The organism is Pseudomonas sp. GL-RE-29 (genome assembly GCF_019947275.1).
GTDB classification, from domain to species: Bacteria; Pseudomonadota; Gammaproteobacteria; order Pseudomonadales; family Pseudomonadaceae; genus Aquipseudomonas; species Aquipseudomonas fluorescens_A.
The window spans coordinates 153,593-178,170 of sequence record NZ_JAGYGD010000007.1 but is presented as its reverse complement, the minus strand read 5'-3'; the positions used below and the strand labels follow the sequence as shown (position 1 = coordinate 178,170).

The following is a 24,578-nucleotide window of genomic DNA, read 5'->3' as shown; positions in this document are numbered from 1 at the left end:
CGATGAATTCCTTATCGGCGCTTCGGGTAGAAAGGGCGGGACGAGAAGTCTCCCACGGTCCGTACTGGCTAGAGTCGGAATCGAGCTTTTAGTCCCGCCCACCCCTTCAAGTCTAAACATACAAGCGGGCTTGCCCGCGATGAGGGCATTAAATTCAACATCAATGTCGACTGTTACATCGCCATCGCGGGCAAGCCCGCTCCCACAGGGTCTGTGCAATGTTTGGGGAATTGTGGTGCTCCAGAAATGATTAAGCCCGGCCGAAGCCGGGCTGTGGTCCCGCATTTGTGGATCAGCTGACGGAAGCGCCGCCGGTGCGATCGTAGCCATCTTCGGCGACGGTGGCGCCGCCAGTGCGGTCGTAACCATCTTCAGCGAAAGTGGCGGAACCGGTGCGGTCGTAGCCATCTTCAGCGACGGTGGCGGAACCGGTGCGGTCGTAGCCATCAGCCGCGACGGTAGCGGAACCGGTGCGGTCGTAGCCGTCTGCTGCAACAGCGGAGCCAGTGCGGTCGAAACCGTCGGCGGCGAAAGAATTGGCAGCCAGTACGGACAGGGCCAGGGCGAGGAACAGTTTGGTTTTCATCTTCATTTCTCCAGGTTCTTTGGCGTTGTGTGTCTTGGGCATGGGTTTCATGCTACGCCAATTAAACTGATTAAAAAGCGCAAATAAATGCTAGTAACAATCGATTAAATTGATATTAAGGCCATCAGACGTTTTCACTTTCAAGGTCTGAGTGAGCGCATCACAGTTAATCGATAAGGCAGGTTCAGGATGGGAGGCGAGCATTAACTCGTGATTAATCGGCCTTGCGCGGGAGTGAAGGATTTTTCATTCGGCGCCGAGCCAAACGAAAAAAAGGGGCAGATCCCGACGATCTGCCCCTTTTGTTGTATCGCCTCTGGACTTAGTCCGTGAGGATCCGCGAATGCTTGCGGGTGTCTTTCATGGTGATGTACACCAGCAACGACACGGCAATGCATGCGGTGACGTACCAGTAGTAACCGGTTTCCATGCCGATGCTCTTGAACCACAGCGCGATGTATTCAGCGGTGCCGCCGAAGATCGATACGGTCAGTGCGTACGGCAGGCCGACGCCCAGGGCGCGGATTTCGGTCGGGAACAGTTCGGCTTTTACCACGGCGTTGATCGAGGTGTAGCCGCTGACGATGATCAGTGCGGCCATGATCAGGAAGAACGCGCCCCACCAGGTGGTGATGGTGTGCAGGGTGGTGAGGATCGGCACGGTGAACAGCGTCCCCAGAACACCGAAGGCAATCAGGATCGGCCGGCGACCGATTTTATCCGAGAGCCCGCCGATGATCGGTTGCAGGCACATGAACAGGAACAGCGTGGCGGCAGAAATGGTGGTGGAGTCGGAGATGCTCATGCCGACGGTGTTCACCAGGTATTTCTGCATGTAGGTGGTGTAGGTGTAGAACGCCAGCGTACCGCCCATGGTCAGGCCGACCACGGTCATCAGTTCCTTAGGATGACGCATCAAGGTGCGCATCGCGCTTTCCTTGGCCTTTTCCTTCTTGGTGAACGACTCGGTTTCTTCCATGCCGCGACGCAGGTACAACGCAACTACGGCACACAGCGCGCCGATGGCGAACGGGATGCGCCAGCCCCAGGCGTACAGCTCTTCGGTGGTCAGCAGGTTCTGCAGGACGATCAGCACACCCAACGCTATGAGCTGACCGGAGATCAGCGTCACGTACTGGAAGCTGGAGAAGAAGCCACGGCGTTCCTTGGTGGCCATCTCGCTGAGGTAAGTGGCGGAAGTGCCGTACTCGCCACCGACCGACAGGCCTTGCAGCAAGCGGGCGAACACCAGCAGGATCGGTGCGCCGATGCCGATGGTTTCGTAGCTTGGGCTCAGGGCGATCAGCAGCGAGCCGAAGCACATCAGGTACACCGAGGCCATCAGAGCCTTTTTACGCCCGACTTTGTCGGCGTACAGGCCCATCAGCCAGCCCCCGATCGGACGCATCAGGAAGCCCACGGCGAAGATTGCGGCGGTGTTCAGCAGTTGTGCAGTGGTGTCGCCTTTGGGGAAAAAGGTCTTGGCGAAATACAGGGAGAAAGCGGCGTAGACGTACCAGTCATACCACTCGACCATGTTGCCAACGGAACCGCTGAAGATCGATTTGATACGGCTGGAGGTGGTGCGTACTTTTGTCGGCGAGGCAACCGACCCACGGGGCAGGGTATTGGAGTTATCCATTGAAGGATCCTTCGTCTAATTATTTTTTATGGAGCGCGAATAAACGCAGCCTGCGGGGGCTATAGCAGGAGGTGTGCCAACGGGTAGAGGGCCGGTTTAGAGGGGGCAAGCCGAAAGCATGAGCGGAAATCCGCTTATTGCGTGCAGTGTGTCAGGCGGATTTTCGCGCACGACCCGTAACCTGTAGGAGCTGGCTTGCCAGCGATCCAGGCAGCGCGGTGTCTCTGGTAGACCGCGTTATCGTTCATCGCTGGCAAGCCAGCTCCTACAGGTCAGAGAAACATTTCGCGCGAAAGTCCATGCCGCTGCATCTTTTCGTTGAACGTCCGGCGCGGCAGTTGCAACTCTTCCAGCACCGCTTTCACATCGCCCTTGTGCCGCGTCAACGCCGCGCGCAGGCATTGCGCTTCAAAGGCTTCCTGCTGCGCCGCCAACGACTGACCGGGTTCAACGCCCAGTGGTTCCGGCTCGCCAAGCCCCAGTACCTGACGTTCGGCCACATTCGCCAATTCACGCACATTGCCCGGCCAGTCGTGGCTCAGCAGATGGCTCAGCTGCGGGCCGCTCAACGGCGGGAAGGTGCGGCCCAGACGTTCGGCGGCACTGCGGGCAAACGACTCGAACAACAAGGGAATGTCTTCGCGACGCTCGCGCAACGGTGGCAAACGCAACTCTGCTACGTTCAACCGATACGCCAGGTCCTCGCGAAAACGCCCGGCCCGCGCTTCGTCGAGCAAGTCCGGTTTGGTCGCGGCGATGATCCGCAAGTCCACGCGAATGCTTTGGTTCGAACCCAGGCGCTCAAGCTTCTGTTCCTGCAACACGCGCAGCAGTTTCACCTGCTGCGCCAGCGGCATGCTTTCGATTTCATCGAGGAACAGCGTGCCGCCATCGGCGTATTCGAGCTTGCCGATACGCTTTCCTTGAGCACCGGTGAACGCGCCGCTTTCGTGGCCGAACAACTCGGCTTCAAACAGTTGCTCGGGGATCGCCGCGCAGTTCAGTGCGACGAAGGGTTTGTCGGCCCGAGGGCCGAAGTCGTGCAGGCAACGGGCGACCAGTTCCTTGCCGCTGCCGGTTTCACCACGAATCAGCACATTGACCGGCAACGCGGCCAGATCCAGCACTTGCCGACGCAAAGTCTGCAAGCCACGGGATACGCCCAGCAGCGTCGCATCGAGTTTGGCGCGGTTGTCCGCCTGTTCGTGCAGGGCGCGGTTTTCCAGCACTAGCCGACGTTTGTCCAGCGCTCGGCGCAGGCTGCCGAGCAGGGTTTCAGGGCTGAACGGTTTTTCCAGAAAGTCGTAGGCGCCATCGCGCATGGCATCCACCGCCATGGGCACGTCGCCGTGGCCGGTCAGCAGGATCACCGGCAGGTCGGCGTCGCGGCGCTGTACCTCGGCCAGCAGTTCCAGACCGGTCATGCCGGGCATGCGCACATCGCTGAGAATCACCCCCGCGTAATGCTTCGGTAATTGCGCCAGGCACTCATCGGCACGACTGAACAACTGCACCTCGAAACCCGACAGGCTCAACCATTGTTCAACGGCGCTGCGAATGCTGCTTTCGTCGTCGACCACCATCACTGAATTCAGCATGAGCCGTGGGCCTCCAGATCGATGGGCAGGGTCAGGGAGAACACCGCGCCGCTGTCGTGATTATCGGCCGTCAGGCGACCGCCCGATTCGTGAACGATAGCGAAAGAAACGGCCAGTCCGATGCCCAGACCATCGCCCACGGGTTTGGTGGTGAAAAATGGATCGAACACTTTGGAAAGGTTTTCTTCGGCAATGCCGCCGCCGTTATCGATGACGCTCAGGCGCCACAATAATTCTTCGGCTTCGAGGCGAACTTCCAGGCGTTTGCAGGGTTTGTCCTGCATGGCATCGAGGGCGTTGCGCAGCAGGTTGATCAGCACCTGTTCCAGGCGAATTGCATCGCCACGCACCCAGGCCGGACGCGTCAGGTGCAGCACCGTGCTGACCTGTTCGTCGCGTAACCGCGTGTCGAGCAGGTGCAGCGACTGGTCAACCACCGCCGCCAGATCCAGGCGTTCGCGCAAGCCGCTGGGGCTTTTGCGGGCGAAGGTTTTCAGGTGGCCGGTGAGGGCGGCCATGCGCGTCAGCATGTCATCCACCGGTTTGAGCGCCTTGTAGGCGTCGTCGACGCGGCCGTGATCGAGCAGCAGGCGCAAAGTCGCCAATTGCATGCGTTGGGCGGTCAAGGGCTGATTGATCTCGTGGGCGAGGGCGGCGGACATTTGCCCAAGGGCGGCGAGTTTGGCCGATTGCACCAGACCTTCCTGGGCGGTGCGCAGATCCCGGGTGCGCTCTTCGACCAGTTGCTCAAGCTCCTCGCGGCTGCGCTGGCGCAGTTTGGCCAGGCGCCAGCGCTGGTTGAGGAACAGCAGCAGAAACACCAGCGTCAGCCAAAAACCGGCAGCGGCGAGTGCGGCGTTGCGGCTGTCTTCGAAGGCGACGTGGGGACGGCGCAACAGATGCAATGTCCAGCCTTCGGCACTCAACGGCAGGGATTCCCAGAGGTAGTCGGCCTTGCCATCCGGGCCACCGACCCGCGCCAGTTCACTGTTTTCGTCGAAGCGTCGCAGGGATTGATAATCAAGCAGCGTCAGCGGTTGTTTGTCGTATTGGCGAGTGGCTTTGAGTTCGGCGTGATCGCTTTCAGTCAGCGGTTTCAATTGGCGATAGCGCCATCCCGGCTGGTTGGCGATGAAGATGATCCCGCGCGCATCGCTGACCAGCAGGGTGTCGTTACCCTGGCTCCATTCACGTTCCAGCTCTGGAAACTCCAGCTTCACCACCATCGCGCCGAGAAACTGCCCGTCGTCATTGGTGACGGCGCTGGACAGGAAGTAACCCGGAATCCCGCTGGTCACCCCCACGGCATAAAAGCGCCCGGTACCCTGGGTACGGGTCTGGCTGAAGTAGGGGCGGAAACCATAGTTGTGACCGACATAACTGCTGGGCAAACGCCAGTTGCTCGCCGCCACGGCCAGGCCGGTACGATCAAGCAGTTCAAGGGTCGAGGATTCGGCGGCGCCGTTGATCTGCTCCAGTTTTCGGTTCAGCAGTTCCTGTTGCTCGGGACTCACCGGGCCTTTGAGCGCGTCGCGCAATTGCGGGTCCAGCGCCAGAACCGAGGGCAGGGCGCGATAGCGTTCGATCAGGGTATGCAGGGAGGTGGCGTACAGCGCCAATTGCTGATTGGCGCGAGCCGCGTCCTCGACCATTGACTGGCGCACGGTGTGGCGCATGGCCAGGGTGGCTGCGATGGCGGCGCCGGCGATAATCAACACGGTATACAGCGCCAGGCGCAGAGGGCGAGATGACTCAAACATGCTGGGCATTACACATGTGTACGGAAGGGGCGCACCATAACATGGGCTCCCGTGCCATCCCATAAAAGCAATGTGTCCGCGTGTAGGAGCTGCCGCAGGCTGCGATCTTTTGATTTTGCTTTTTTAAAATCAAAGTCAAAAGATCGCAGCCTGCGGCAGCTCCTACAGTGGTAACGAGTGGGCAATAAAAAAGGCGACGGAGGTTAAACCCCAGTCGCCTTTTTTCGGTCAGTCGAAGCGCTTACTGCACTTCCACCGCCAGGCTTTCACTGATCTTTTTCTGCCAGATGGCAGGACCGGTGATGTGTACCGACTCGCCATTGCTGTCGACGGCAACCGTCACAGGCATGTCTTTCACGTCGAACTCGTAGATGGCTTCCATCCCCAGTTCGGCGAAAGCGACAACGCGGGATTTCTTGATGGCTTGTGCCACCAGGTAAGCCGCGCCGCCCACTGCCATCAGGTAAACGGCTTTGTGGTCCTTGATCGCGTCGATCGCGGTCGGACCGCGCTCGGATTTGCCGATCATGCCCAGCAGGCCGGTTTGCTCGAGGATTTGACGGGTGAACTTGTCCATCCGCGTCGCGGTGGTCGGGCCGGCAGGGCCAACCACTTCTTCGCGCACCGGATCAACCGGGCCGACGTAATAGATGAAGCGACCTTTCAGGTCTACCGGCAGGGTTTCACCCTTGTTCAGCATCTCGACCATGCGCTTGTGCGCAGCATCGCGACCGGTGAGCATTTTGCCGTTGAGCAGGACGGTTTCGCCCGGCTTCCAGCTCTGCACTTCTTCCGGAGTCAGGGTGTCGAGGTTGACGCGGCGGGCCGACGGACCTGCTTCCCAGACGATTTCCGGGTAGGCGTCCAGCGGTGGCGCTTCCAGCGAGGCCGGGCCGGAACCGTCGAGCACGAAGTGAGCGTGACGGGTGGCGGCGCAGTTCGGGATCATGCACACCGGCAACGAAGCGGCGTGAGTCGGGTAATCCATGATCTTCACGTCAAGCACGGTGGTCAGGCCACCGAGGCCCTGGGCGCCGATGCCCAACTGGTTGACCTTCTCGAACAGCTCCAGGCGCATTTCTTCGAGGCGGTTCTGCGGGCCACGAGCCTTCAACTCGTGAATGTCGATGGATTCCATCAACACTTCCTTGGCCATGACCGCGGCTTTCTCGGCGGTGCCGCCGATGCCAATGCCGAGCATGCCCGGTGGGCACCAGCCGGCGCCCATGGTCGGAACGGTCTTCAGCACCCAGTCAACGATCGAGTCGGACGGGTTGAGCATGGCCATTTTCGACTTGTTCTCGGAACCGCCGCCCTTGGCCGCCACGTCCACTTCCACGGTGTTACCCGGGACGATGGAGTAGTGGATCACAGCCGGGGTGTTGTCCTTGGTGTTCTTGCGAGCGCCCGCCGGGTCGGCGAGGATCGAAGCACGCAGGACGTTTTCCGGCAGGTTGTAGGCGCGACGAACGCCTTCGTTGATCATGTCGTCCAGGCCCATGGTGGCGCCATCCCAACGCACGTCCATGCCCACGCGGACAAACACGGTGACGATGCCGGTGTCCTGGCAGATCGGACGGTGGCCGGTGGCGCACATGCGCGAGTTGATCAAAATCTGAGCAATGGAGTCGCGGGCTGCCGGCGATTCTTCGCGCAGGTAGGCCTCGTGCATCGCCTGGATGAAATCCACGGGGTGGTAATAAGAAATGAACTGCAGGGCGTCGGCAACGCTCTGAATCAGGTCGTCTTGCTTGATCACGGTCATGAGTCGCGCTCCTCTAAAAGACGGGAACATTCAATAAGGTGCTTGCAGCTTGGGTGCATCGGTCGGTTGCAAGCACCTTTCAAGGCACGCCGGGGCTGCTGGCGCGACGCTAAAAAGGCGCGGCAGTATACCGCGCCTCGCTGAAGGGCACACGCGCCGCTAGTCAAACGTTGGTCGCATATCGGACAGTGGCAATCGGCAAGTCGAAACGCATGACATTTGTGGCGAGGGAGCTTGCTCCCGCTCGGCTGCGCAGCAGGCGTAATTAAGACGACACGTTTCTCCTGAAAGAATGCAGGAGGGCCGCTTCGCGGCCCAGCGGGAGCAAGCTCCCTCGCCACAGGATTATCGCAACACAGGAACATGGTTGTGGTGTGAGGTATCTACTCTGAAAATTGGATGGTCATTTATCGGCCACGCCACTAAAGTGGCGCACGGCCTGTAGAGTAGGACGCTCTGTCAGTCTCTTTCATTCGGTGAGTCAACGATTGACCCATAACGCCATCCAGCGACTGTTGCTCAAACGTTTTGCCCTCGCGGCCGGCACCTATGCCTTGGCATTGCTGTTGCTGTGGCTGGCGTTTTTTACCGGTCATTATCAAGACTCACTCCCCGGCGTCGCCATCGGCAGTGCCCTGGTGGTCATCAGCCAGGCAGCGTTGTTCGCGGTTTTTTATTCCGGCTATAACCTGCGCTTCACCGACCCCAGCCTGACCGAAGTTCAAGTGTTGCTGGGGCTGGGCTGGCAAACCTGGCTGATCGCGCATCTGGAAGATGCTCGCGGGGCTTTCCTGGTTTTTTACCTGTTGATTCTGCTGTTCGGGCTGTTTCACCTGTCCCGACGGGCATTTCTGCGTTGCGCCTTGCTGGTGTTCTTCAGTTTCAGTGCGATCACGCTGTGGGAGGGCTACCACTTTCAGTTGCCCAATCCGGCATTGGCGGCGTTGCAAGTGTGCGTGCTGTTGATCGTCCTGATCTGGCTGGTGCTCTACGCCGGTTACGTCCAGGCCTCGCGTCACCGCATGCGTCAGCGGCGTTTTGCCTTGCAAGCGCATCAGGACACGCTGCGCGGGATGATGCGTCAGCTCGAAGATTTGGTCGCCACCGACGAATTGACCGGGTTATTCAATCGCCGACATTTCCTGCGCCTGGCCTCCCGTGAGCTGAACGCCATGGACGCTGGCGTCGTGCATGGCCTGGCGCTGATCGATCTCGATCACTTCAAACGGATCAACGACATGCACGGCCATGCGGCCGGTGATCAGGTGCTGCAAGCCTTTGCGGGCGTCGCCTCGGCCTGTCTGCGCGAGGGTGACGTTCTGGCCCGCTATGGCGGCGAAGAGTTTGTGGTGCTGTTGCCCGACTGCGATGCCGAGAGCCTGACTTCCTGCTGTGAGCGTTTGCGTATCGCGTTTACTGATGTCGAGTTGATCGGCCTCAACGTGCGCAACCTCAGCCTCTCCGCCGGCATGACCTTGCTGGAGCTTGGCGATGACCTCGACGATGCCTTGCAACGAGCCGACCAGGCGCTCTATCGCGCCAAGCGTGACGGACGCAACCGTTGCGCGGCAGCGTGGGAAAACGTCGATGCCTGAGTTGCGTGTCGGCGACCGCCAATGGTCGGTGGCGCAGGGCAGCAATTTGCTCGACGCGCTGAATCAGAACGGCGTGGCGGTGCCCTACAGCTGTCGCGCCGGCAGTTGCCATGCGTGTCTGGTGCAATGTGTGCAAGGTCTGCCCAGCGACAGCCGGCCCGATGCCTTGAGTGCGGAGCAGCGCCAGCAAGGCTGGCGGCTGGCGTGTCAGTGTCAGGTGGTCGAAGACTTGCAGGTGCACACCTTCGATCCGCTACAGGACGGTCGACCTGCCGAAGTGACCGCCATTGATTGGCTCAGCGCGAGCGTCTTGCGCCTGCGCCTGACCCCGCAGCGACCGTTGCGCTACAGCGCCGGCCAGCATCTGGTGTTGTGGGCGGGCAACGTAGCGCGGCCGTATTCCCTCGCCAGCCTGCCGGAAGACGATCGCTTTCTGGAGTTTCATCTCGATTGTCGCCAGCCAGGGCAGTTCAGCGACGCGGCGCGTCAACTGAAGCTTGGCGATCCGATCCGCCTCGGTGAACTGCGTGGCGGGGCGTTGCATTACGACCCGGACTGGCACAACCGACCGCTGTGGCTGATGGCTTCCGGTACCGGGTTGGGGCCGTTGTTTGGCGTGCTGCGTGAAGCGTTGCGCCAGGATCACCAAGGCGCCATCCGCGTCATTCACCTGGCTCATGATGCCGATGAGCATTATCTGGCCAAACCCCTGCTAGCCATGGCCGCCACCCGTGCGAACCTGAGCATCGAGCTGTGGACAGCGGCCGAGGTGCCAGCGGCTTTGGCGCAACTGCGGCTTGTTTCCCGGCAAACCCTGGCCTTACTCTGCGGAGCGCCTGACAGCGTCGACGCCTTTGCCCGGCGGCTGTATCTGGCGGGATTGCCGCGCAATCAACTGCTGGCCGACGTATTCCTGCCCCGCGGTTGAGTGCTGAAACTACTGTTGTGGCGAGGGAGCTTGCTCGCGCTTGAGTGCGTAGCGCTCACTGTTTTTTGGGGCCGCTGCGCAACCCAGCGCGAGCAAGTTCGCTCGCCACAATGAAATCATCTGCCTCGCTCCGCTGAGACACACCATGACCGAAGCCATCCTGCTGGAACGCGAACGCGGCCTGCTGACCCTGCGCCTCAATCGTCCCGACAAGAAAAACGCCCTGACCCGCGCCATGTACAGTCACCTGGCCGAAGCGCTGAAACAGGCCGATACAGACCCGGAAATCAATGCGGTGCTGATCACGGGCTCCAGTGAGTGCTTTACCGCCGGCAACGACATCGCCGACTTCATCCAGCAACCGCCGAGCAACCTCGACAGTCCGGTGTTCCACTTCATGCTCAACCTGCTCGAATGCCGCAAACCGGTAATCGCCGCCGTGACAGGCGCAGCGGTGGGCATTGGCACGACGATGTTGCTGCATTGCGATTTGGTCTATGTCAGCCGTGACGCACGCTTGCGCATGCCGTTCGTCAACCTCGGGTTGTGCCCAGAGTTCGGTTCCAGCCTGATTTTGCCGCGCCTGCTCGGGCAGGCCAAAGCGGCGGAGTTGCTGCTGCTGGGTGAAGGTTTTAATGGTGAGCAAGCGGCGGCGTGGGGGATTGCGTCCGAGGCCTTGGGCAATGGCGAAGAGGCGTTAGCCAAGGCGAAGGAGATGGCGATGCGCTTTGAATCGCTGCCACCGGAAGCGGTGCGCATCAGCAAGCAATTGATGAGGGCGCCGGATCGGGATTTGTTGCGCAAGGTGATAGAAGAGGAGGGCGCGTTGTTCACCCAGCGTCTACGTTCGCCGGAAGCGATGGCGGCGTTGGCAGGATTTATCAACAGGCATTGAGCCCGGAAAAGATCGCAGCCTGCGGCAGCTCCTACAGAGGCACGCGGTCCATGTAGGAGCTGCCGCAGGCTGCGATCTTTTGATCTTCATGGTCCTGAAAACAAAAAAGCCCCGTCATTCACATGGCGGGGCTTTTGTTTTTCAGCGCTCTGTCACTCATTCATTGATGTAACTCGACGGTAGGAGCCCAGTCTACCGTTAGTCGGAACTGTCATTTCTATCAGCTAGTTCTCAGCAAGGGTAAAGACTTAAGTTTTGTACTCGCTAATTTTTACGTGCCAAGGAGTGTTATCAAATGAGCGAGTTAGAAATTCCAACAATTTTGAAACCTCGAGATGGAGCTACAACTACTGTAGATCCGGACATCGAAATCAAATGCACGCCGGGTGCCAAAGTGATGATTTACGGATTGTCGAGTTTGACTGAGTGCACAATCGGTAGTGATGGTTTGTGGAAAGGGCGGCCAGCTCGAAGTCTGGTGCCGAAAAAGCATACCTTCCATGCCGTGCATGTGACTGACGATGACAAATCGAAACCATCCCCCGATGTTACTTTCACTGCATCAAATCATTGAAGCAAAAAGCCCCGCCATTCACATGGCGGGGCTTTTGTTTTTCAGCAACCGGTCACTCAGACCATCGGGTCGCCAACGTGCAGGATCTTCATGCCGTTGGTGCCGCCGGTGGTGTGGTAGCTGTCGCCCTTGGTCAGGATGACCCAGTCGCCTTTTTCCACGACGCCGCGCTTGACCAGCTCGTCGATCGCTTTCTGGCTGACTTCGTTCGGAGCCAGCGAAGCCGGATCGAACGGGATGGTGTACACGCCACGGAACATCGCCGCGCGGGCCTGGGCTTCGCGGTGCGGGGTGAACGCGTAGATCGGCACCGAGGAACGGATGCGTGACATGATCAGCGGGGTGTAGCCGCTTTCGGTCAACGCGATGATCGCTTTCACGCCAGGGAAGTGGTTGGCGGTGTACATGGTCGCCAGCGCAATGCTCTCGTCGCAGCGGGTGAATTCCTTGCCGATGCGGTGGCTGGAAGTCTTGCTGGTCGGGTGCTTTTCAGCGCCGACGCAGATGCGCGCCATCGCTTGCACGGCTTCCAGCGGGTACAGGCCAGCGGCACTTTCAGCCGACAACATCACGGCGTCGGTGTAGTCGAGCACGGCGTTGGCCACGTCGGACACTTCGGCACGGGTCGGCATCGGGTTCTGGATCATCGATTCCATCATCTGGGTCGCGACGATCACAGCCTTGTTGTGGCGGCGTGCGTGCAGAATGATTTTCTTCTGAATGCCCACCAACTCGGCGTCACCGATTTCCACACCCAGGTCACCACGGGCCACCATCACGGCGTCGGACGCCTTGATCAGGCCATCGAGGGTATCGTCATCGGCCACGGCTTCGGCGCGTTCGATCTTCGCTACCAGCCAGGCAGTGCCGCCGGCTTCGTCGCGCAGTTGACGGGCGTATTCCATGTCGGCGGCGTCACGCGGGAAGGACACGGCGAGGTAGTCGACTTCCATTTCCGCAGCGAGCTTGATGTCGGCCTTGTCTTTTTCAGTCAGGGCCGGAGCGGTCAGGCCGCCACCGCGACGGTTGATGCCTTTGTGGTCGGACAGCGGACCGCCGATGGTCACGGTGCAATTCAGTTCGGTAGCAGTGGCGGTGTCGACGCGCATCACCACGCGGCCGTCATCGAGCAGCAGCTCGTCGCCCACGCCGCAGTCCTTGACCAGGTCCGGGTAGTCGATGCCGACCACTTGCTGGTTGCCTTCAGTCAGGGGATGGCTGGTGGAGAAGGTGAATTGATCACCGATCTTCAGCTCGATCTTCTTGTTGGCGAATTTGGCGATACGGATTTTCGGGCCTTGCAGGTCACCCAGCAGGGCGACGAAGCGACCGTGCTTGGCAGCCAGGTCACGCACCAGCTTCGCGCGAGCCTTGTGCTCGTCGGGGGTGCCGTGGGAGAAGTTCAGGCGGGCGACGTCCAGGCCAGCCAGAATCAGCTGTTCGAGAACTTCCGGCGAGTTACTGGCCGGGCCTAGGGTAGCGACGATTTTGGTACGACGGACGGACATGCAAAGACTCCTGAGTTCAAGCGCTGAGTGAGGCTACTATGGTCCGAAGTTGTAGTCATTGTTCGAATGCACTACTTATTGCTTTCTTTATTGAACCTTACAACTTTGCGCCAGGCAGCCTGAAGATTTCCGCCGACGGGTCGATACAGCGATCAAGACAGGAGATTCCCCATGCGATTCGTGCTCATTGCCGCCCTTTTCCTCAGCGTCACGGGCTGCACCCGTTGGTCGATGAACCATCATTTGAATAACGCCTACAAAGCCTATGACCGGGGCAATTGCGAGCAGGTATCGCTTGAGCTGTCCAAGGTCGAGCGCGAAAGTCGGGCGCGGCCTTACGTATGGCCGGAAGTGTCGATGATGCGCGGCCTGTGCCTGGAACGTCAGAAAATGTTCGTCGATGCTGCGCAGACTTACCAGTTCATCCTCGCCGCGTATCCGCAAAGCGAATACGCCTACCGCGCCCGCGCCCGCCTCGAAACCTTGCAGAGTCTGGGCCACTACCCGCTGCGCAGCGCGGCGGCCGTGCGTCCGACGCAGTTCTGATGTCAGCCGTCATCTGACAGCTGGCCGACCGGCGGCGGTGAGCTATAGTCGAATAAACCGGTTTTAGAGCCCTTGCCTTTAACCGAGGTAACACCTGTGATCGGCAGAAGTAAGCGGCAGCGGTTCATGGACTGTCGCACCAGGATCGGGGAGAGCGCGCCAATGCCCTTTTCAATAGCAACAGGCAGGCCCGTTCCGAAGCATTAGTGCGGTCCTGCTTAAGGGCCTAGCGTAGCGAATTCAGCATGTTTACCGACCGCCGGATCGAGCGGCATCAACTGCCGTATTTTCTGAAAGTGTTCAACAGCATCACCGACAAACCCATCGGCTATCTGGGCAACGTTTCCGAAGACGGCCTGATGCTTATCAGTCAGTTGCCGATGATGATCGGTGCCGATTTCGAGTTGCGTCTGAAAATCCCCGCCAGTGACGGGTGTCAGCAGATCATCGATTTGCGGGCGTGTTGCCTGTGGTGCCATGAAGACGCAACCCCTCACCACTATGACGCCGGGTTCAGCCTACAACGGGCGCCCCCGGAGTATGGGCAACTGGTGGAGGCGCTGAAGCAATATTTCAGTTTTCAGACATTGCCGGCTTCGGCCTGAAACGCAAAAGATCGCGGTGTATCTGTAGGAGCTGCGGCAGGCTGCGATCTTTTGATCCTACGCACCACCACTACGTTTCCAGCTCAAGTACTGCGTCACCAGTTGCGTGCCCAGCTCCCCGGGCCGCGCATCCAGCACCGGCACGCCATGCGCGCTCAATCGTTCATGGAGTTCAGCCCGTGCATTCAGGTAGCTCACCGTACCGCAATAGGCCAGAGCCTCGGGCAAGGTCTGCACGGGCGTTTCGTACAGATTGTCGAGCACGTCTTCACGCAGACTCGCCACCAGTACTCGATGCTGCTTGCCCAGGCGTTTAACAGCCGTCAGCAATTCCTCATCGTCTTCATCCCGCAGATTGGTCACCAGCACCACCAGCGCCCGACGTTTTTGCCGGGACAGCAATTGGGTGATAGCGGCTTGATAGTCGGCGCTGCGTTGGCTGCTGTTCAAGTCATAGACAGTGTTGAGCAGCACGTTGATCTGCCCGGTGCCTTTGACCGGGGCGAGGTAGCGCGGTTGATCGCTGGCAAAGGTGCTGAAGCCCACCGCATCACCTTGGCGCAGGGCGACATAACTGAGTAAGAGGCAAGCGTTCAGCGCGTGATCGAAATGCGCCAGTTCTCCGTCCTGACTGCGCATGCGTCTGCCGCAGTCGAGCATGAAGATGATCTGCTGATCGCGCTCGTCCTGGTACTCCCGGGCAATCGGCGTGCGTTGGCGTGCGGTGGCTTTCCAGTCGATTTGGCGCAGGCTGTCGCCCTCGCGAAACTCACGCAATTGATGAAACTCCAGCCCTTGCCCACGCCGCTGGCGTTGGCGCACTCCGAGTTGGCTGAGCCAGTTATCCACAGCCAATAACTGGCCGCCGTAGAGGTGGGCGAAGTCCGGATAGACGCGGGTGTTGTCCGTTACGTTGAGCAGGCGCTTGTCGGTCCACAAACCCATGGGGCCTGGCAGGTTGATCTCACAACATTCGAAGCTGAAGTGACCGCGTATGAGCGGGCGCAGGCGATAGCCGACCAGGCTGCGCTGCCCGGGTTGCAATTGCACTGACAGCGGCAGGTTTTCGAAGCTCAGGCCGTTCGGTACATGATCGAATAGTTTGATGTGGAGCGGCTGGTGGAAATCGTGTTCGAGCTCCAGTCGAACTTCACTCCAACGACCCAGTGCCAGGCTGCCGGGCAGATGTCTTCGTACATGGGGAGATGGCAGGCGTTTGACGCGGATCGCATCAAGCAGCACCAGCGCCAGGAGGGCCATTAACAGTCCCCAATTGATCGATGACAGGCTTGACGGAACCGCCAACTCCAACGCGCGCAGCGTGCCCAGAGCGATGCCGATACCCAGCAGCACCGCAAGCCAGATCAGCAGCAGGCGCGTCGGTTTCATCGGTGCGCACCTGTTGTGGCGAGGGAGCTTGCTCCCGCTGGGGTGCGCAGCAGCCCCAAAATTAGACGACGCGGTTTGTCCGGTAGAACGCAACCACCGGGTTCACGACTGCTGCGCAGCCGAGCGGGAGCAAGCTCCCTCGCCACAGGGTTTGTACTCGACATGAATGGGTTCACAACCGCGGCGCCGGCACTTGATCGAGTAGTTGCCGCAGTACTTGATCCACCTCCAGCCCTTCGATATCCAGCTCCGGCGCGATGCGCACGCGATGTCGCAGCACCGCCAGCGCGCAGCCCTTGATGTCATCCGGGATCACGAACTCGCCACCGCGCAGCAGCGCACGGGCCCGGGCACATCGCACCAGCGCGATGGACGCCCGTGGGCCGGCGCCGAGAATCAGGCCCGGCCAGCTGCGGGTGGTGCGCGCGAGGCGCACGGCGTAATCGAGCACCTGGTCATCAAGCGGCAGATCACTGGCAATGCGCTGCAAGGCCAGCACGTCCTTGGCCTGCAACACGGTGCGCAGCGGCTGCACGTCGAGCATGTCGGCGCGGGTCGAGCGGCTGACCTGACGCACCATGTCCAGCTCTTGCTCGGCGTCGGGGTAGTCCATGCGCACCTTGAGCATGAAGCGATCCAGTTCGGCTTCCGGCAGCGGATAAGTGCCTTCCTGTTCGATGGGGTTTTGCGTGGCGAGCACCATGAAAGGTTGCGCGATGGGCAGGGCGCGACCTTCGAGGGTGACTTGTCGCTCCTGCATGGCTTCGAGCAGCGCCGCCTGGGTTTTCGCCGGGGCGCGGTTGATCTCGTCGGCCAGCAACAGATTGGTGAACAGCGGACCTTTTCGCAGGTTGAATTGTTCGGTCTGCAAGTCGTAAACGGCATGCCCCGTGACGTCGCTGGGCATCAGGTCCGGGGTGAACTGGATGCGGGCAAAGTCGCCACCGAAGCAGCGCGCCAATGCCCTCACCAGCAAGGTTTTACCCAGTCCCGGTACGCCCTCGAGTAACACGTGGCCACCGGCAATCAGGGCTGTCAAAACGTCGTCGATCACGCCGTGCTGACCGATCACGGCTTTTTGCAACTCGGCACGAATCGCTTGGGCCAATTGGCTGGCTCGCTCGCGTTGCCGGGCGTCGTGTTCCTGTGTACCGGGCTCGGTCGGTTCGATCATAAGGCGTTCCTCAAGGATTGCAGGTGAGCGACCAGACGGCTGAATTCAACGCTGGAAAGTCGTAGTTTCGGTCGCGGGCTCATGGCTTGGCTGATGATGCCGGTGGGTTGGCCAGTCAGGTGTGCGAGCACTTGCCATTGTTCGTCGACAGCCAGTTGTTCAAAACCGGGATGGCGGCGCCGTACGCGACGCAAGATATCGTGCTGCAAGGCCTGCAAAAGGCTGTCCTGACCGTTGCGGCGCAGCATGAAATCAGCGCTGGCGCGCAAGTGTTCCAACAGTTGGCGGCGAGCTTTGGGTTCCGGTTCCAGCAGCGGGCCATGACGCACGCCGGCATGCCAGAAGCCAAGGCCGATCAGGGCGATCAGGGCCACCAGCGCCTGCGGAAAGTAGCGCAGCAACAAGGTCCACACACTGTCGTGATCGGTGTTGAACAGCAGGGTCACGTCGGTGCCTACGGTCAGGTGCCAGAGCAGCCAGGCGTTGTCGTATTGTTCGATGGTCTGGTTTTTCCACAGGTCAGCGTCGGTGACGACAATGATCGAGCCGAGCCCTTGATTGAGCTGCAACAGGTGAGTGGCCTTGCCACTGCTGGCCCGAGACTGCGCCAGGTGTTTCGGGTCTTCGAGATGGAACGCGGTGTCGAAGCTGGCGTAGGCCGGTGCGTCTTCGTTTGGCAGATAGAGTTTGGTGAGTTTCGGATACGGTTCGTCAGTGGTGTTGGGTGGCGACGACTTGAGGTCCTTGCTCAAAAATTGCTGCACCTGGACCCGGTCGAGCAGCAAGTCGTTGCTTTGCCCGGTCTTCTCATCCCACAGCGACTGGGCGACGAACAGCAAGCGCCCGCCAGCCCGAACCCAGTTCATCAGCTGATCAATCTGGTGTGGGGTCATGTTGCGGCGATCGCCGAGCAACAACAGGCTGTGTCGTCGCGGTTCGAGGGTAGGCAGGACGTCGAGGCGATTGGCATGGCTGACGGTCAGGGCCTGTTTGCGCAGGAAATGTTCGGCGGCCAGATAAGGGTTGGCCTGGGCTTGCGGTGAGGGGCCGTGATCGATTACTTCCGGATAGGGCGTGGCTTTGATGTACAGATAAATGCTCAGCGCGCCCAGCAATACGGCGATTAGCACACCGAGCGCCAATGGCCAGTTGCGCCGGTTCAACGGGAGGCTCCGGGGCCGAACAGGGCGCGCCAACCGTCACACAGTTCCTGCTGCAAGTGCGCGGGTGGCAGTCGGTGACCATAGGCCATGTTCTGCCAGTGGCCCGTCAGGTTTTTACTGAAGGCCAACAAGGCCGGTTGTTGCAGTTGTTGGACGCGCTCAAGGACCTGGCCTTCGGTGTCGGCGGCTTTCAGTGCGATGTTGAAGTCGTGCAGTAAGTGACTGAGCAGGGCGCGATAGAGCAGTCCAAGCGCCTCCCGAGGGTGAGTCTGCCAAAGTGCTTCGGCGCTGGCGGCAATGTCGGTGGGCAGGGTTTCGCGGTTGAGGTCCAGACCGAAGGCCTGTTGCGGTAATGTCCTCGCGGTATTTTTCCTGAGCTTCGGTCGACGGCTGACGAAGGTCTGTAACCAGTCGCGGTACCGCCAGATCAATACGCCGATGACAGCAATCACAGTGCCCCATAGCAAGGCCTCTATCACGGTAGCCAATGCACCCAAGCGCTGGGAATCAAATAGCTTCATCAACGCCTTCAGCCATTGCGGCATGTTGTCGTTATCCCGCGGCTCGGCGGCGGCTTTGTCCTCGCCGAAGCGATAGCGGGTCACTGTTTCCTTGTTCTTGAACGGCGGCTGGTCGAGGATTGCCTTGATGCTGTCCCGGGAGGCCTGGCTGGTCAGAGGCTGTTTCAGTAAGTGTGGGCTGTCGGGGGAGATGACTGGCTCGGCGGCCCAGACGTTTTGAGCAGTCGGCATCATCAGGATAGCCGCCAGTAAAACCGTGAGGGTCGCACCGCTCAAGCGTTGGCGCATGCGACGAAACACCAGTTCGATATCCCAGGCTTCCATCACGGTGCGTCGGTTCAAATATAGGCTGAAGCCGCAGGCCACATAAATCGGCCCCCACGCCACTAACACGAGGACGTAAAACGCGTTGGTCAGGTGTTCCAGCCAATGCCAGTCCTGAGTCATTGCGGAAATCAGCGACTGCCAGCTCCAGTCGAGCGCGACCTGTTGTGGCAGCAGCAGATAAAACAGCACCATCAAACCGATCCACAGTGCAGTTTCCAGATGCGCGCCAATGATCGTCAGCCATCGTGCCGCGCCGGCGTCACGTTGTAACAGCACTTGCAAACGCTGTTGTCGCGCCTCTCCACTCAAGCCTTCGAGTTGTAATACCGGCAGCAAAAAGCTGCGGCTCAGGCTCAATCGCCGCCAGGTCAGACTGGCCAGCAGTTGTGGCTTCAGCAAGCGCGGCCATTGGCGCAACGCCTGTTTCAGCGTCGGCGTTTCACCGAACATGGCTTTGGACAGGATGTACAGCGGCAGGCGTTCGAAGGCCGGTTTCAACCACCAGAAAATAAACACCGCGAGGGTCGGCGAGTCCCAGAACACCCAGGTCAACAGCGCGAAAACCGGCAGGGTGACGATGGCCCAACTGGTCATCAGCAGGCGTCGGTGGCGCTGACTCAACAGCACGCCCAGATCCATGGCTTCCCAGGTCGGACGCGGGCGGATCACCACACTGGCATCACTCAGGCGCATGGCGAGGCCGTCCCGCAAACAGCAGGTAAATTGCTACCAACACCCAAAGCGCCGCACCCACCAGGTATTTGATCAGGGGCGACGGTGCCGTCATTGATGACCAGTAGGCCTCGATAAACGCCGCAATCAGCAGAAAAAGCATGACCCCGCAGATCAGTAACACACTCTGTCTCGCCGCCAATCGCAGGGCTTCGGCACGGGGCAGGCGTCCTGGTGCGATCAACGCCCAGCCCAGTTGCAGGCCAGCGGCTCCTGACAAGGCAATGGCGGTCAGTTCGAAGGCGCCGTGGCCAATCACGAAAGACCAGAAGGTTTGCCCAAAGCCGATTTGCGTCAGATGCCCGGCCACCGCGCCGATCATCAAGCCGTTGAAGACGAGGAAAAACGCGCTGCCCAAACCAAATAGCAAACCGCTGGCGAAGGTCTGAAAGGCGATCCCGATGTTGTGCATGACGTAGTAGCCGAACATCACCCAGTCTTCACTGGCCGCGCGTTCCGCCGAGCGCCCGAGATGACCGGCGTCGGGGTCGTACATGCTCTGCATTTCGCTGACCTGCTCAGCCGGAATCAGGTTGTAGATCAGGTCCGGGAACAGGTACACCAGCAGCGCAATGCCAATAAGACTGCCAAAAAACATCAGGCTGGCCGCAAGTACGAAGCGCCATTGCTGGCGCACCAGTCGCGGGAAGTCCGCGAGGATGAACGCCAGCACATGGGCGCTCAATCGGCTGCGATGACGATAAAGTTGCTGATGACCGCGCAGGGCTTGTTGTTGCAACGAGTCGATGAGGAAGCTGCTGTAACCGCGTTCCCGAGCCAGGGCCAGATGCTGGCAGAGGCGGCGATAATCGCTGGGGAAACTGTCGACTCCCACGGCATGTTTGTCCCGTTCCAGCCTGTCCAGCATCAGGGAAAACTGCTCCCACTCGGCCATGTGTCGATGTTCGAAAAGACTTTGCTTCATGCCGGCCCCAACAAGCCACGGGCGATGCCGTTGAGCTCGGCCACCGACTGTGACGGCGGTACCTGCAAGGGTTGGGCGAGGATCGATGCCAGTTCATTGACCCTGGCAGTGGAGAGTTGACCCTGGCGTTCGGCGAAGCCAAGGATGGCGCGTTGTTCGTTTAGCGTCAGGGCGAACGCCGGGCGACGGGGTTCGGCGGGTGGGAGTTGCGGTCGGGTGAGCGGCTGGTCGCGATAAATCACCAAGGTACCGGCGGCGATGTCGCCGAGGCGTTTGAAGGTGGGGTGTTGCAGGCAACTGAGGGCGCCGAGAAAGTAGCCGAACGGCAACAGGTCGACAAATCGCAGCAGGTTGCGCAACAGCGATGCCGACCAGCCAATGGGCGTGCCGTCGTCCTGCACCACGCGCAGGCCCATCCAAAGTTTGCCCGGCGAGCGGCCCTGATTGAGAACCTCGAACAGCACCATGTACCACCAGCTCACGCCGAAGATCAGCAGCGAGCCCAATCCGGCGCCGAGTTTGCCGAGCATCGACAGACCAATGAACAGCAGGCCGAGGATCAACCCGCGAAGTGCCAGATCGATGGAAAACGCCAGTGCACGAACCATCAGCCCGGCCGGACGCAGGGGCAAATCGATGCCTTCCGGCGTTTCGACCTGGTACTGCGTATCCAGTGGCGGTGACAGCGGTGCTTTCCTTGGCAGTGCTGTGGTCTCGAGCATGGGCAACCTGATGATGTGACCTGATCGGGAAGTTTCTCCATCGGATGCTAGCAGCCTCACCGGAGAAAACGACATAACTATGTATTGCACAGTGAGTCGCCAGGCGTGATGGAATGACAAGATTACTGGCCGAGGCGGGATGTGAACGCCTAGACTTCGCCGATCTTCAGTTCAGGATTAGCCCGTGACCTCTATCTTCTGGTACGACTATGAAACGACGGGCATCAACCCCCGTTGCGATCGCCCACTGCAAATGGCGGGGCTGCGTACTGATTTCGATCTCAATGAAATAGACGAGCCGGTCAACCTCTATTGCCAACCCAGTGACGACATCCTGCCGCATCCGGCGGCATGTGCGATCACTGGCATTACCCCTGGGCGGTTGGCCGAACAAGGGCTGAACGAAGCCGACTTTATGACCCGCGTGCACGCCCAATTGGCGGCCCCGGGAACCTGCGGCGCGGGCTATAACACCTTGCGTTTCGACGACGAGATGACCCGTTACAGTTTGTACCGAAACTTTTTCGACCCTTATGCGCGGGAATGGCAGGGCGGTAACAGTCGCTGGGACTTGATTGATGTGGTGCGTGCGGCGTATGCCTTGCGCCCGGATGGCATCGTTTGGCCGACGGACGAGGAGGGGCGGGTAACCCTTAAACTCGAACGTCTGACCGCTGCCAACAACATTGATCACGGCAGTGCTCACGAAGCGCTGTCGGACGTGCGCGCAACTATCGCGCTGGCGCGCCTGATCCGGGAAAAGCAGCCGAAGCTGTATGACTGGCTATTTCAATTACGCAGCAAACAAAAGGTTCTGGATCAGATTCGTCTGTTGCAACCGATGGTGCACATTTCCGGGCGCTTTTCTGCGGCGCGCAGCTATGTTGGCGTGGTGCTGCCCCTGGCCTGGCACCCGCGCAACAAGAACGCCTTGATCGTCTGCGACCTGCACCTCGATCCTCTGGGCTTGCTGGATCTGGACGCTGAAACCTTGCGTCAGCGGCTGTACACCCGTCGCGATGAACTGGCCGAAGGTGAGTTGCCGGTGCCGCTCAAGCTTATCCATATCAATAAGTGCCCGGTGGTGGCGCCGTTGTCGGTACTTCGCGCTGAAGACCAGCAACGCCTGGGGCTGGACATGGCCCTGTATCAGGAGCGTGCGCTGCGGCTAAATGACGCGCAGAAAGTTTGGCAGGATAAAGTTCTGGCAATTTACGCCCGCGAGGATTTTTCCTCCAGCCAGGACCCTGAACAACAGTTGTACGACGGTTTTATCGGTGACCGTGATCGGCGTCTATGCGAGCAAGTCAGAACCGTCGACCCGGCGCAATTAGCGCAAGAGCAATGGCCTTTCGATGATGAACGTTTGCCTGAATTATTGTTTCGATATCGCGCTCGTAACTTCCCAGATACGTTGAATTTCGAAGAGCAAGAACGCTGGCGAATATTCTGTCAGAAACGTTTATCGGAGCCTGAATGGGGAGCGCCGAATACCTTGGGAAGTTTCACCGACGCCGCAGCCAAAATGAACCTTACTGCGACGTCGCTTCAGCAAGAAGTGCTGAATGAATGGCAAAAATATGTCCAGGGATTACGCAAACGTTTGAATCTTTGAAATCGAAAATTCCTGGGGCTTGAACTCAAGGCATAAAAAACGCCAGCGCAATGCTGGCGTTATTTTTTATCGCAGGTCTGTCTGTGACAGGCTCTGGCTTAGCCCAGCAGGGTAGCCCAGCCTTCAACCACGTCACCGCCCCACTTGGCTTTCCACTCTTTCAGAGTTTTGTGGTTGCCACCTTTGGTTTCGATGACTTCGCCGTTGTGCGGGTTTTTGTATTGTTTAACTTTGCGGGCACGTTTGGTGCCGGTAGTTTTTACTGCGCCACCACGTGGTGCCTTGGTTTTGGACTCTGGATCCAGCAGCGCGATGATGTCACGCAGGGATTTGGAGTATTCGCCCATCAGGGTGCGCAGTTTGCCTTCGAATTCCAGCTCGGTTTGCAGTTTGTCGTCTTCGGACAGGTTCTTCAAACGGGCTTGCAGCTCTTTGATAGCTTCTTCGGTGGCGCGATATTCGTTGATCAAGGACATGATGACTACCTTATGCAGATCATAGGAGGGCAGGGAACAGTGCGGCAATAATAGTCAGGGTGTTTCATCAAGTAAACATTAAACCCGGGTTTATTTAAATTAGTTACGGTGAATTCACCACACATTGAATGGGCGATTAAATAGTTCGATGTGCCCGGTACAGATATTCACAATTGAGTGCTTGAAGAGGGTTTACATCACTGGGACTGCGCAGCCCGTAGCGTCGCCAAAGCCGGTGTGGCTGACCATCGGCGCGCGGCATCCGTCATCAATACTGCAGTTTTGCTGCGCAATCGCTAGAATGGCCGCCTTTGCGAAGTTCTGGAGTTTCCCCCTCATGCGCACTTTTCGTCTGGTGATTTCTTGCCCGGACCGCGTCGGCATCGTTGCTAAAGTCAGTAACTTTCTGGCGTCTCATAACGGCTGGATCACCGAAGCGAGCCATCACTCGGACAATCTCAGTGGCTGGTTCTTCATGCGTCACGAAATTCGTGCCGACTCGCTGCCTTTCGGTATCGAAGCTTTGCGCGAAGCGTTTGCGCCGATTGCCGAAGAGTTCTCGATGGACTGGCGCATTACTGATACCGCGCAGAAGAAACGCGTGGTGTTGATGGCCAGCCGCGAGTCCCACTGCCTCGCCGACTTGCTGCACCGCTGGCACAGCGATGAACTGGATTGCGAAATCGCCTGCGTGATTTCCAACCACGACGACCTGCGCAGCATGGTCGAATGGCACGGCATTCCGTACTACCACGTGCCGGTCAACCCGCAGGACAAAGAGCCGGCGTTCGCCGAAGTCTCACGTTTGGTGAAACACCACGACGCTGAAGTGGTGGTACTGGCCCGCTACATGCAGATCCTGCCGCCGGAGCTGTGCAGCGAATACGCCCACAAAGTCATCAACATTCACCACAGCTTCCTGCCGTCGTTCGTCGGTGCCAAGCCGTATCACCAGGCTTCCCTGCGTGGCGTGAAGTTGATCGGTGCGACTTGCCATTACGTGACCGAAGAGCTGGACGCCGGCCCGATCATCGAGCAGGACGTAGTGCGTGTCAGCCACAGCGACAGCATCGAAGACATGGTGCGTTTCGGCCGGGACGTCGAGAAGATGGTGTTGGCCCGCGGCCTGCGTTATCACCTGGAAGATCGCGTGCTGGTGCACGGCAACAAAACCGTGGTGTTCTGATCACAGCAACATCACAGGGTTGAAATTAGAAGGGCCTGGGCGTTCAATCGCCCAGGCCCTTCGCCGTTTCTGCACTGAGGACATGACCATGGCCGATCCACTGGACAAAGCCACTTCCAAGGCACCCGCCACATTGGGCGAGGGATGTTTGAGCCGTTACGACCCGGATGACATGAGCCCTGAAGACGGCACGGAGTTTCCTGGCGCTGCCGAATTGTGGGAACAGTTGCAGGATGAGTCTGACGATAAAGACGAAGACCCCAACCTGTAGGAGCCGGCTTGCTGGCGATGGATTTTGAGCCCTGCATTGACCTTCAACCCGCTATCGCCGGCAAGCCAGCTCCTA

General features: G+C 59.4%; 22 protein-coding genes. 9 read left to right on the top strand and 13 right to left on the bottom strand.

Features of this window, described 5'->3' with window-relative positions; all coding sequences use genetic code 11:
* Positions 1 to 292 precede the first annotated feature (292 nt).
* The 5 genes from KGB21_RS08870 to KGB21_RS08850 all read right to left on the bottom strand — a co-directional run bounded on the left by KGB21_RS08870 (position 293) and on the right by KGB21_RS08850 (position 7,351).
* On the bottom strand, positions 293 to 586 hold the full coding sequence (locus KGB21_RS08870) for a hypothetical protein (RefSeq protein WP_223504798.1): 294 nt from the start codon (positions 584 to 586) through the stop codon (positions 293 to 295).
* Between the two features lie 322 nt (positions 587 to 908).
* Complete coding sequence (locus KGB21_RS08865; protein WP_034149072.1) at positions 909 to 2,228, bottom strand: MFS transporter; 1,320 nt, start codon at positions 2,226 to 2,228, stop codon at positions 909 to 911.
* Between the two features lie 272 nt (positions 2,229 to 2,500).
* The gene (locus KGB21_RS08860; RefSeq protein ID WP_223504796.1) at positions 2,501 to 3,826 is read right to left on the bottom strand and encodes a sigma-54-dependent transcriptional regulator; all 1,326 of its coding nucleotides are present in this window, start codon (positions 3,824 to 3,826) and stop codon (positions 2,501 to 2,503) included.
* The gene (locus KGB21_RS08855) at positions 3,820 to 5,586 is read right to left on the bottom strand and encodes an ATP-binding protein (protein ID WP_223504794.1); all 1,767 of its coding nucleotides are present in this window, start codon (positions 5,584 to 5,586) and stop codon (positions 3,820 to 3,822) included. The genes KGB21_RS08860 and KGB21_RS08855 overlap by 7 nt, the downstream gene beginning before the upstream one ends.
* A 241-nt stretch (positions 5,587 to 5,827) precedes the next feature.
* Positions 5,828 to 7,351, bottom strand: a complete 1,524-nt coding sequence (locus KGB21_RS08850) for a fumarate hydratase (protein ID WP_223504792.1) — start codon at positions 7,349 to 7,351, stop codon at positions 5,828 to 5,830.
* Between the two features lie 488 nt (positions 7,352 to 7,839).
* Between KGB21_RS08850 and KGB21_RS08845 the strand changes: the two genes are divergently transcribed.
* The 4 genes from KGB21_RS08845 (at position 7,840) to KGB21_RS08830 (ending at position 11,343) form a co-directional block, all read left to right on the top strand.
* Positions 7,840 to 8,946 carry a sensor domain-containing diguanylate cyclase gene (locus tag KGB21_RS08845; RefSeq protein ID WP_223504790.1) on the top strand — a complete coding sequence of 369 codons (1,107 nt, stop codon included), beginning with the start codon at positions 7,840 to 7,842 and terminating at the stop codon, positions 8,944 to 8,946.
* Positions 8,939 to 9,874: an iron-sulfur-binding ferredoxin reductase gene (locus KGB21_RS08840; protein ID WP_223504788.1), complete on the top strand. Its 936-nt coding sequence runs from the start codon at positions 8,939 to 8,941 to the stop codon at positions 9,872 to 9,874. Before KGB21_RS08845 ends, KGB21_RS08840 begins: the two co-directional genes overlap by 8 nt.
* Before the next feature lie 145 nt (positions 9,875 to 10,019).
* Positions 10,020 to 10,769 carry an enoyl-CoA hydratase gene (locus KGB21_RS08835; protein WP_223504786.1) on the top strand — a complete coding sequence of 250 codons (750 nt, stop codon included), beginning with the start codon at positions 10,020 to 10,022 and terminating at the stop codon, positions 10,767 to 10,769.
* Between the two features lie 295 nt (positions 10,770 to 11,064).
* A complete protein-coding gene (locus tag KGB21_RS08830) occupies positions 11,065 to 11,343 on the top strand; it encodes a hypothetical protein (RefSeq protein WP_155292762.1) in 279 nt (92 codons plus the stop codon).
* A gap of 56 nt (positions 11,344 to 11,399) precedes the next feature.
* On the opposite strand, the gene pyk is transcribed toward KGB21_RS08830, so the two are convergent.
* A complete protein-coding gene (pyk, locus tag KGB21_RS08825) occupies positions 11,400 to 12,851 on the bottom strand; it encodes a pyruvate kinase (protein WP_034149079.1) in 1,452 nt (483 codons plus the stop codon).
* A 171-nt stretch (positions 12,852 to 13,022) separates the two neighbouring features.
* Here pyk and KGB21_RS08820 point away from each other — a divergent pair, with 171 nt between their 5' ends.
* Positions 13,023 to 13,397, top strand: coding sequence for a tetratricopeptide repeat protein (locus KGB21_RS08820; protein ID WP_034149080.1), 375 nt, complete (start codon positions 13,023 to 13,025; stop codon positions 13,395 to 13,397).
* Positions 13,398 to 13,642: 245 nt separating this feature from the next.
* Positions 13,643 to 14,002: a PilZ domain-containing protein gene (locus KGB21_RS08815; RefSeq protein ID WP_034149081.1), complete on the top strand. Its 360-nt coding sequence runs from the start codon at positions 13,643 to 13,645 to the stop codon at positions 14,000 to 14,002.
* A gap of 57 nt (positions 14,003 to 14,059) precedes the next feature.
* Here the strand turns inward: KGB21_RS08815 and KGB21_RS08810 are convergent, their stop codons facing one another.
* From KGB21_RS08810 to KGB21_RS08785, 6 genes are all read right to left on the bottom strand, one after another.
* Positions 14,060 to 15,391: a DUF58 domain-containing protein gene (locus tag KGB21_RS08810; protein WP_223504784.1), complete on the bottom strand. Its 1,332-nt coding sequence runs from the start codon at positions 15,389 to 15,391 to the stop codon at positions 14,060 to 14,062.
* A 172-nt stretch (positions 15,392 to 15,563) separates the two neighbouring features.
* Positions 15,564 to 16,565, bottom strand: a complete 1,002-nt coding sequence (locus KGB21_RS08805; protein ID WP_034149234.1) for an AAA family ATPase — start codon at positions 16,563 to 16,565, stop codon at positions 15,564 to 15,566.
* The gene (locus tag KGB21_RS08800) at positions 16,562 to 17,728 is read right to left on the bottom strand and encodes a DUF4350 domain-containing protein (RefSeq protein ID WP_034149111.1); all 1,167 of its coding nucleotides are present in this window, start codon (positions 17,726 to 17,728) and stop codon (positions 16,562 to 16,564) included. The genes KGB21_RS08805 and KGB21_RS08800 overlap by 4 nt, the downstream gene beginning before the upstream one ends.
* The gene (locus tag KGB21_RS08795) at positions 17,725 to 19,269 is read right to left on the bottom strand and encodes a DUF4129 domain-containing protein (RefSeq protein WP_223504782.1); all 1,545 of its coding nucleotides are present in this window, start codon (positions 19,267 to 19,269) and stop codon (positions 17,725 to 17,727) included. The genes KGB21_RS08800 and KGB21_RS08795 overlap by 4 nt, the downstream gene beginning before the upstream one ends.
* Positions 19,256 to 20,233: a stage II sporulation protein M gene (locus tag KGB21_RS08790; protein ID WP_223504780.1), complete on the bottom strand. Its 978-nt coding sequence runs from the start codon at positions 20,231 to 20,233 to the stop codon at positions 19,256 to 19,258. Before KGB21_RS08790 ends, KGB21_RS08795 begins: the two co-directional genes overlap by 14 nt.
* Positions 20,230 to 20,955, bottom strand: a complete 726-nt coding sequence (locus KGB21_RS08785) for an RDD family protein (protein WP_223504778.1) — start codon at positions 20,953 to 20,955, stop codon at positions 20,230 to 20,232. Before KGB21_RS08785 ends, KGB21_RS08790 begins: the two co-directional genes overlap by 4 nt.
* A gap of 184 nt (positions 20,956 to 21,139) precedes the next feature.
* On the opposite strand from KGB21_RS08785, the gene sbcB reads away from it, so the two are divergent.
* Positions 21,140 to 22,570, top strand: a complete 1,431-nt coding sequence (gene sbcB / locus KGB21_RS08780) for an exodeoxyribonuclease I (protein ID WP_223504776.1) — start codon at positions 21,140 to 21,142, stop codon at positions 22,568 to 22,570.
* Positions 22,571 to 22,668: 98 nt separating this feature from the next.
* Here the strand turns inward: sbcB and mvaT are convergent, their stop codons facing one another.
* Complete coding sequence (gene mvaT, locus KGB21_RS08775; RefSeq protein ID WP_218439787.1) at positions 22,669 to 23,046, bottom strand: histone-like nucleoid-structuring protein MvaT; 378 nt, start codon at positions 23,044 to 23,046, stop codon at positions 22,669 to 22,671.
* A gap of 337 nt (positions 23,047 to 23,383) precedes the next feature.
* On the opposite strand from mvaT, the gene purU reads away from it, so the two are divergent.
* On the top strand, positions 23,384 to 24,232 hold the full coding sequence (gene purU, locus KGB21_RS08770) for a formyltetrahydrofolate deformylase (RefSeq protein ID WP_034149117.1): 849 nt from the start codon (positions 23,384 to 23,386) through the stop codon (positions 24,230 to 24,232).
* 88 nt (positions 24,233 to 24,320) lie between these two features.
* On the top strand, positions 24,321 to 24,503 hold the full coding sequence (locus KGB21_RS08765; protein WP_223504774.1) for a hypothetical protein: 183 nt from the start codon (positions 24,321 to 24,323) through the stop codon (positions 24,501 to 24,503).
* The last annotated feature ends 75 nt before the right edge of the window (positions 24,504 to 24,578 follow it).

Excerpts from the sequence above, each read along its gene's own strand:
- KGB21_RS08865 (WP_034149072.1), bottom strand. The coding sequence starts at position 2,228 with ATGGATAACTCCAATACCCTGCCCCGTGGGTCGGTTGCCTCGCCGACA.
- KGB21_RS08870 (WP_223504798.1), bottom strand. The coding sequence starts at position 586 with ATGAAAACCAAACTGTTCCTCGCCCTGGCCCTGTCCGTACTGGCTGCC.
- KGB21_RS08820 (WP_034149080.1), top strand. The coding sequence starts at position 13,023 with ATGCGATTCGTGCTCATTGCCGCCCTTTTCCTCAGCGTCACGGGCTGC.
- KGB21_RS08795 (WP_223504782.1), bottom strand. The coding sequence starts at position 19,269 with ATGCGCCTGAGTGATGCCAGTGTGGTGATCCGCCCGCGTCCGACCTGG.
- KGB21_RS08815 (WP_034149081.1), top strand. The coding sequence starts at position 13,643 with ATGTTTACCGACCGCCGGATCGAGCGGCATCAACTGCCGTATTTTCTG.
- KGB21_RS08765 (WP_223504774.1), top strand. The coding sequence starts at position 24,321 with ATGGCCGATCCACTGGACAAAGCCACTTCCAAGGCACCCGCCACATTG.
- KGB21_RS08855 (WP_223504794.1), bottom strand. The coding sequence starts at position 5,586 with ATGTTTGAGTCATCTCGCCCTCTGCGCCTGGCGCTGTATACCGTGTTG.
- purU (WP_034149117.1), top strand. The coding sequence starts at position 23,384 with ATGCGCACTTTTCGTCTGGTGATTTCTTGCCCGGACCGCGTCGGCATC.
- KGB21_RS08840 (WP_223504788.1), top strand. The coding sequence starts at position 8,939 with ATGCCTGAGTTGCGTGTCGGCGACCGCCAATGGTCGGTGGCGCAGGGC.
- KGB21_RS08860 (WP_223504796.1), bottom strand. The coding sequence starts at position 3,826 with ATGCTGAATTCAGTGATGGTGGTCGACGACGAAAGCAGCATTCGCAGC.
- KGB21_RS08810 (WP_223504784.1), bottom strand. The coding sequence starts at position 15,391 with ATGAAACCGACGCGCCTGCTGCTGATCTGGCTTGCGGTGCTGCTGGGT.
- KGB21_RS08790 (WP_223504780.1), bottom strand. The coding sequence starts at position 20,233 with ATGAAGCAAAGTCTTTTCGAACATCGACACATGGCCGAGTGGGAGCAG.
- pyk (WP_034149079.1), bottom strand. The coding sequence starts at position 12,851 with ATGTCCGTCCGTCGTACCAAAATCGTCGCTACCCTAGGCCCGGCCAGT.
- KGB21_RS08835 (WP_223504786.1), top strand. The coding sequence starts at position 10,020 with ATGACCGAAGCCATCCTGCTGGAACGCGAACGCGGCCTGCTGACCCTG.
- KGB21_RS08785 (WP_223504778.1), bottom strand. The coding sequence starts at position 20,955 with ATGCTCGAGACCACAGCACTGCCAAGGAAAGCACCGCTGTCACCGCCA.
- KGB21_RS08850 (WP_223504792.1), bottom strand. The coding sequence starts at position 7,351 with ATGACCGTGATCAAGCAAGACGACCTGATTCAGAGCGTTGCCGACGCC.
- mvaT (WP_218439787.1), bottom strand. The coding sequence starts at position 23,046 with ATGTCCTTGATCAACGAATATCGCGCCACCGAAGAAGCTATCAAAGAG.
- KGB21_RS08805 (WP_034149234.1), bottom strand. The coding sequence starts at position 16,565 with ATGATCGAACCGACCGAGCCCGGTACACAGGAACACGACGCCCGGCAA.
- KGB21_RS08830 (WP_155292762.1), top strand. The coding sequence starts at position 11,065 with ATGAGCGAGTTAGAAATTCCAACAATTTTGAAACCTCGAGATGGAGCT.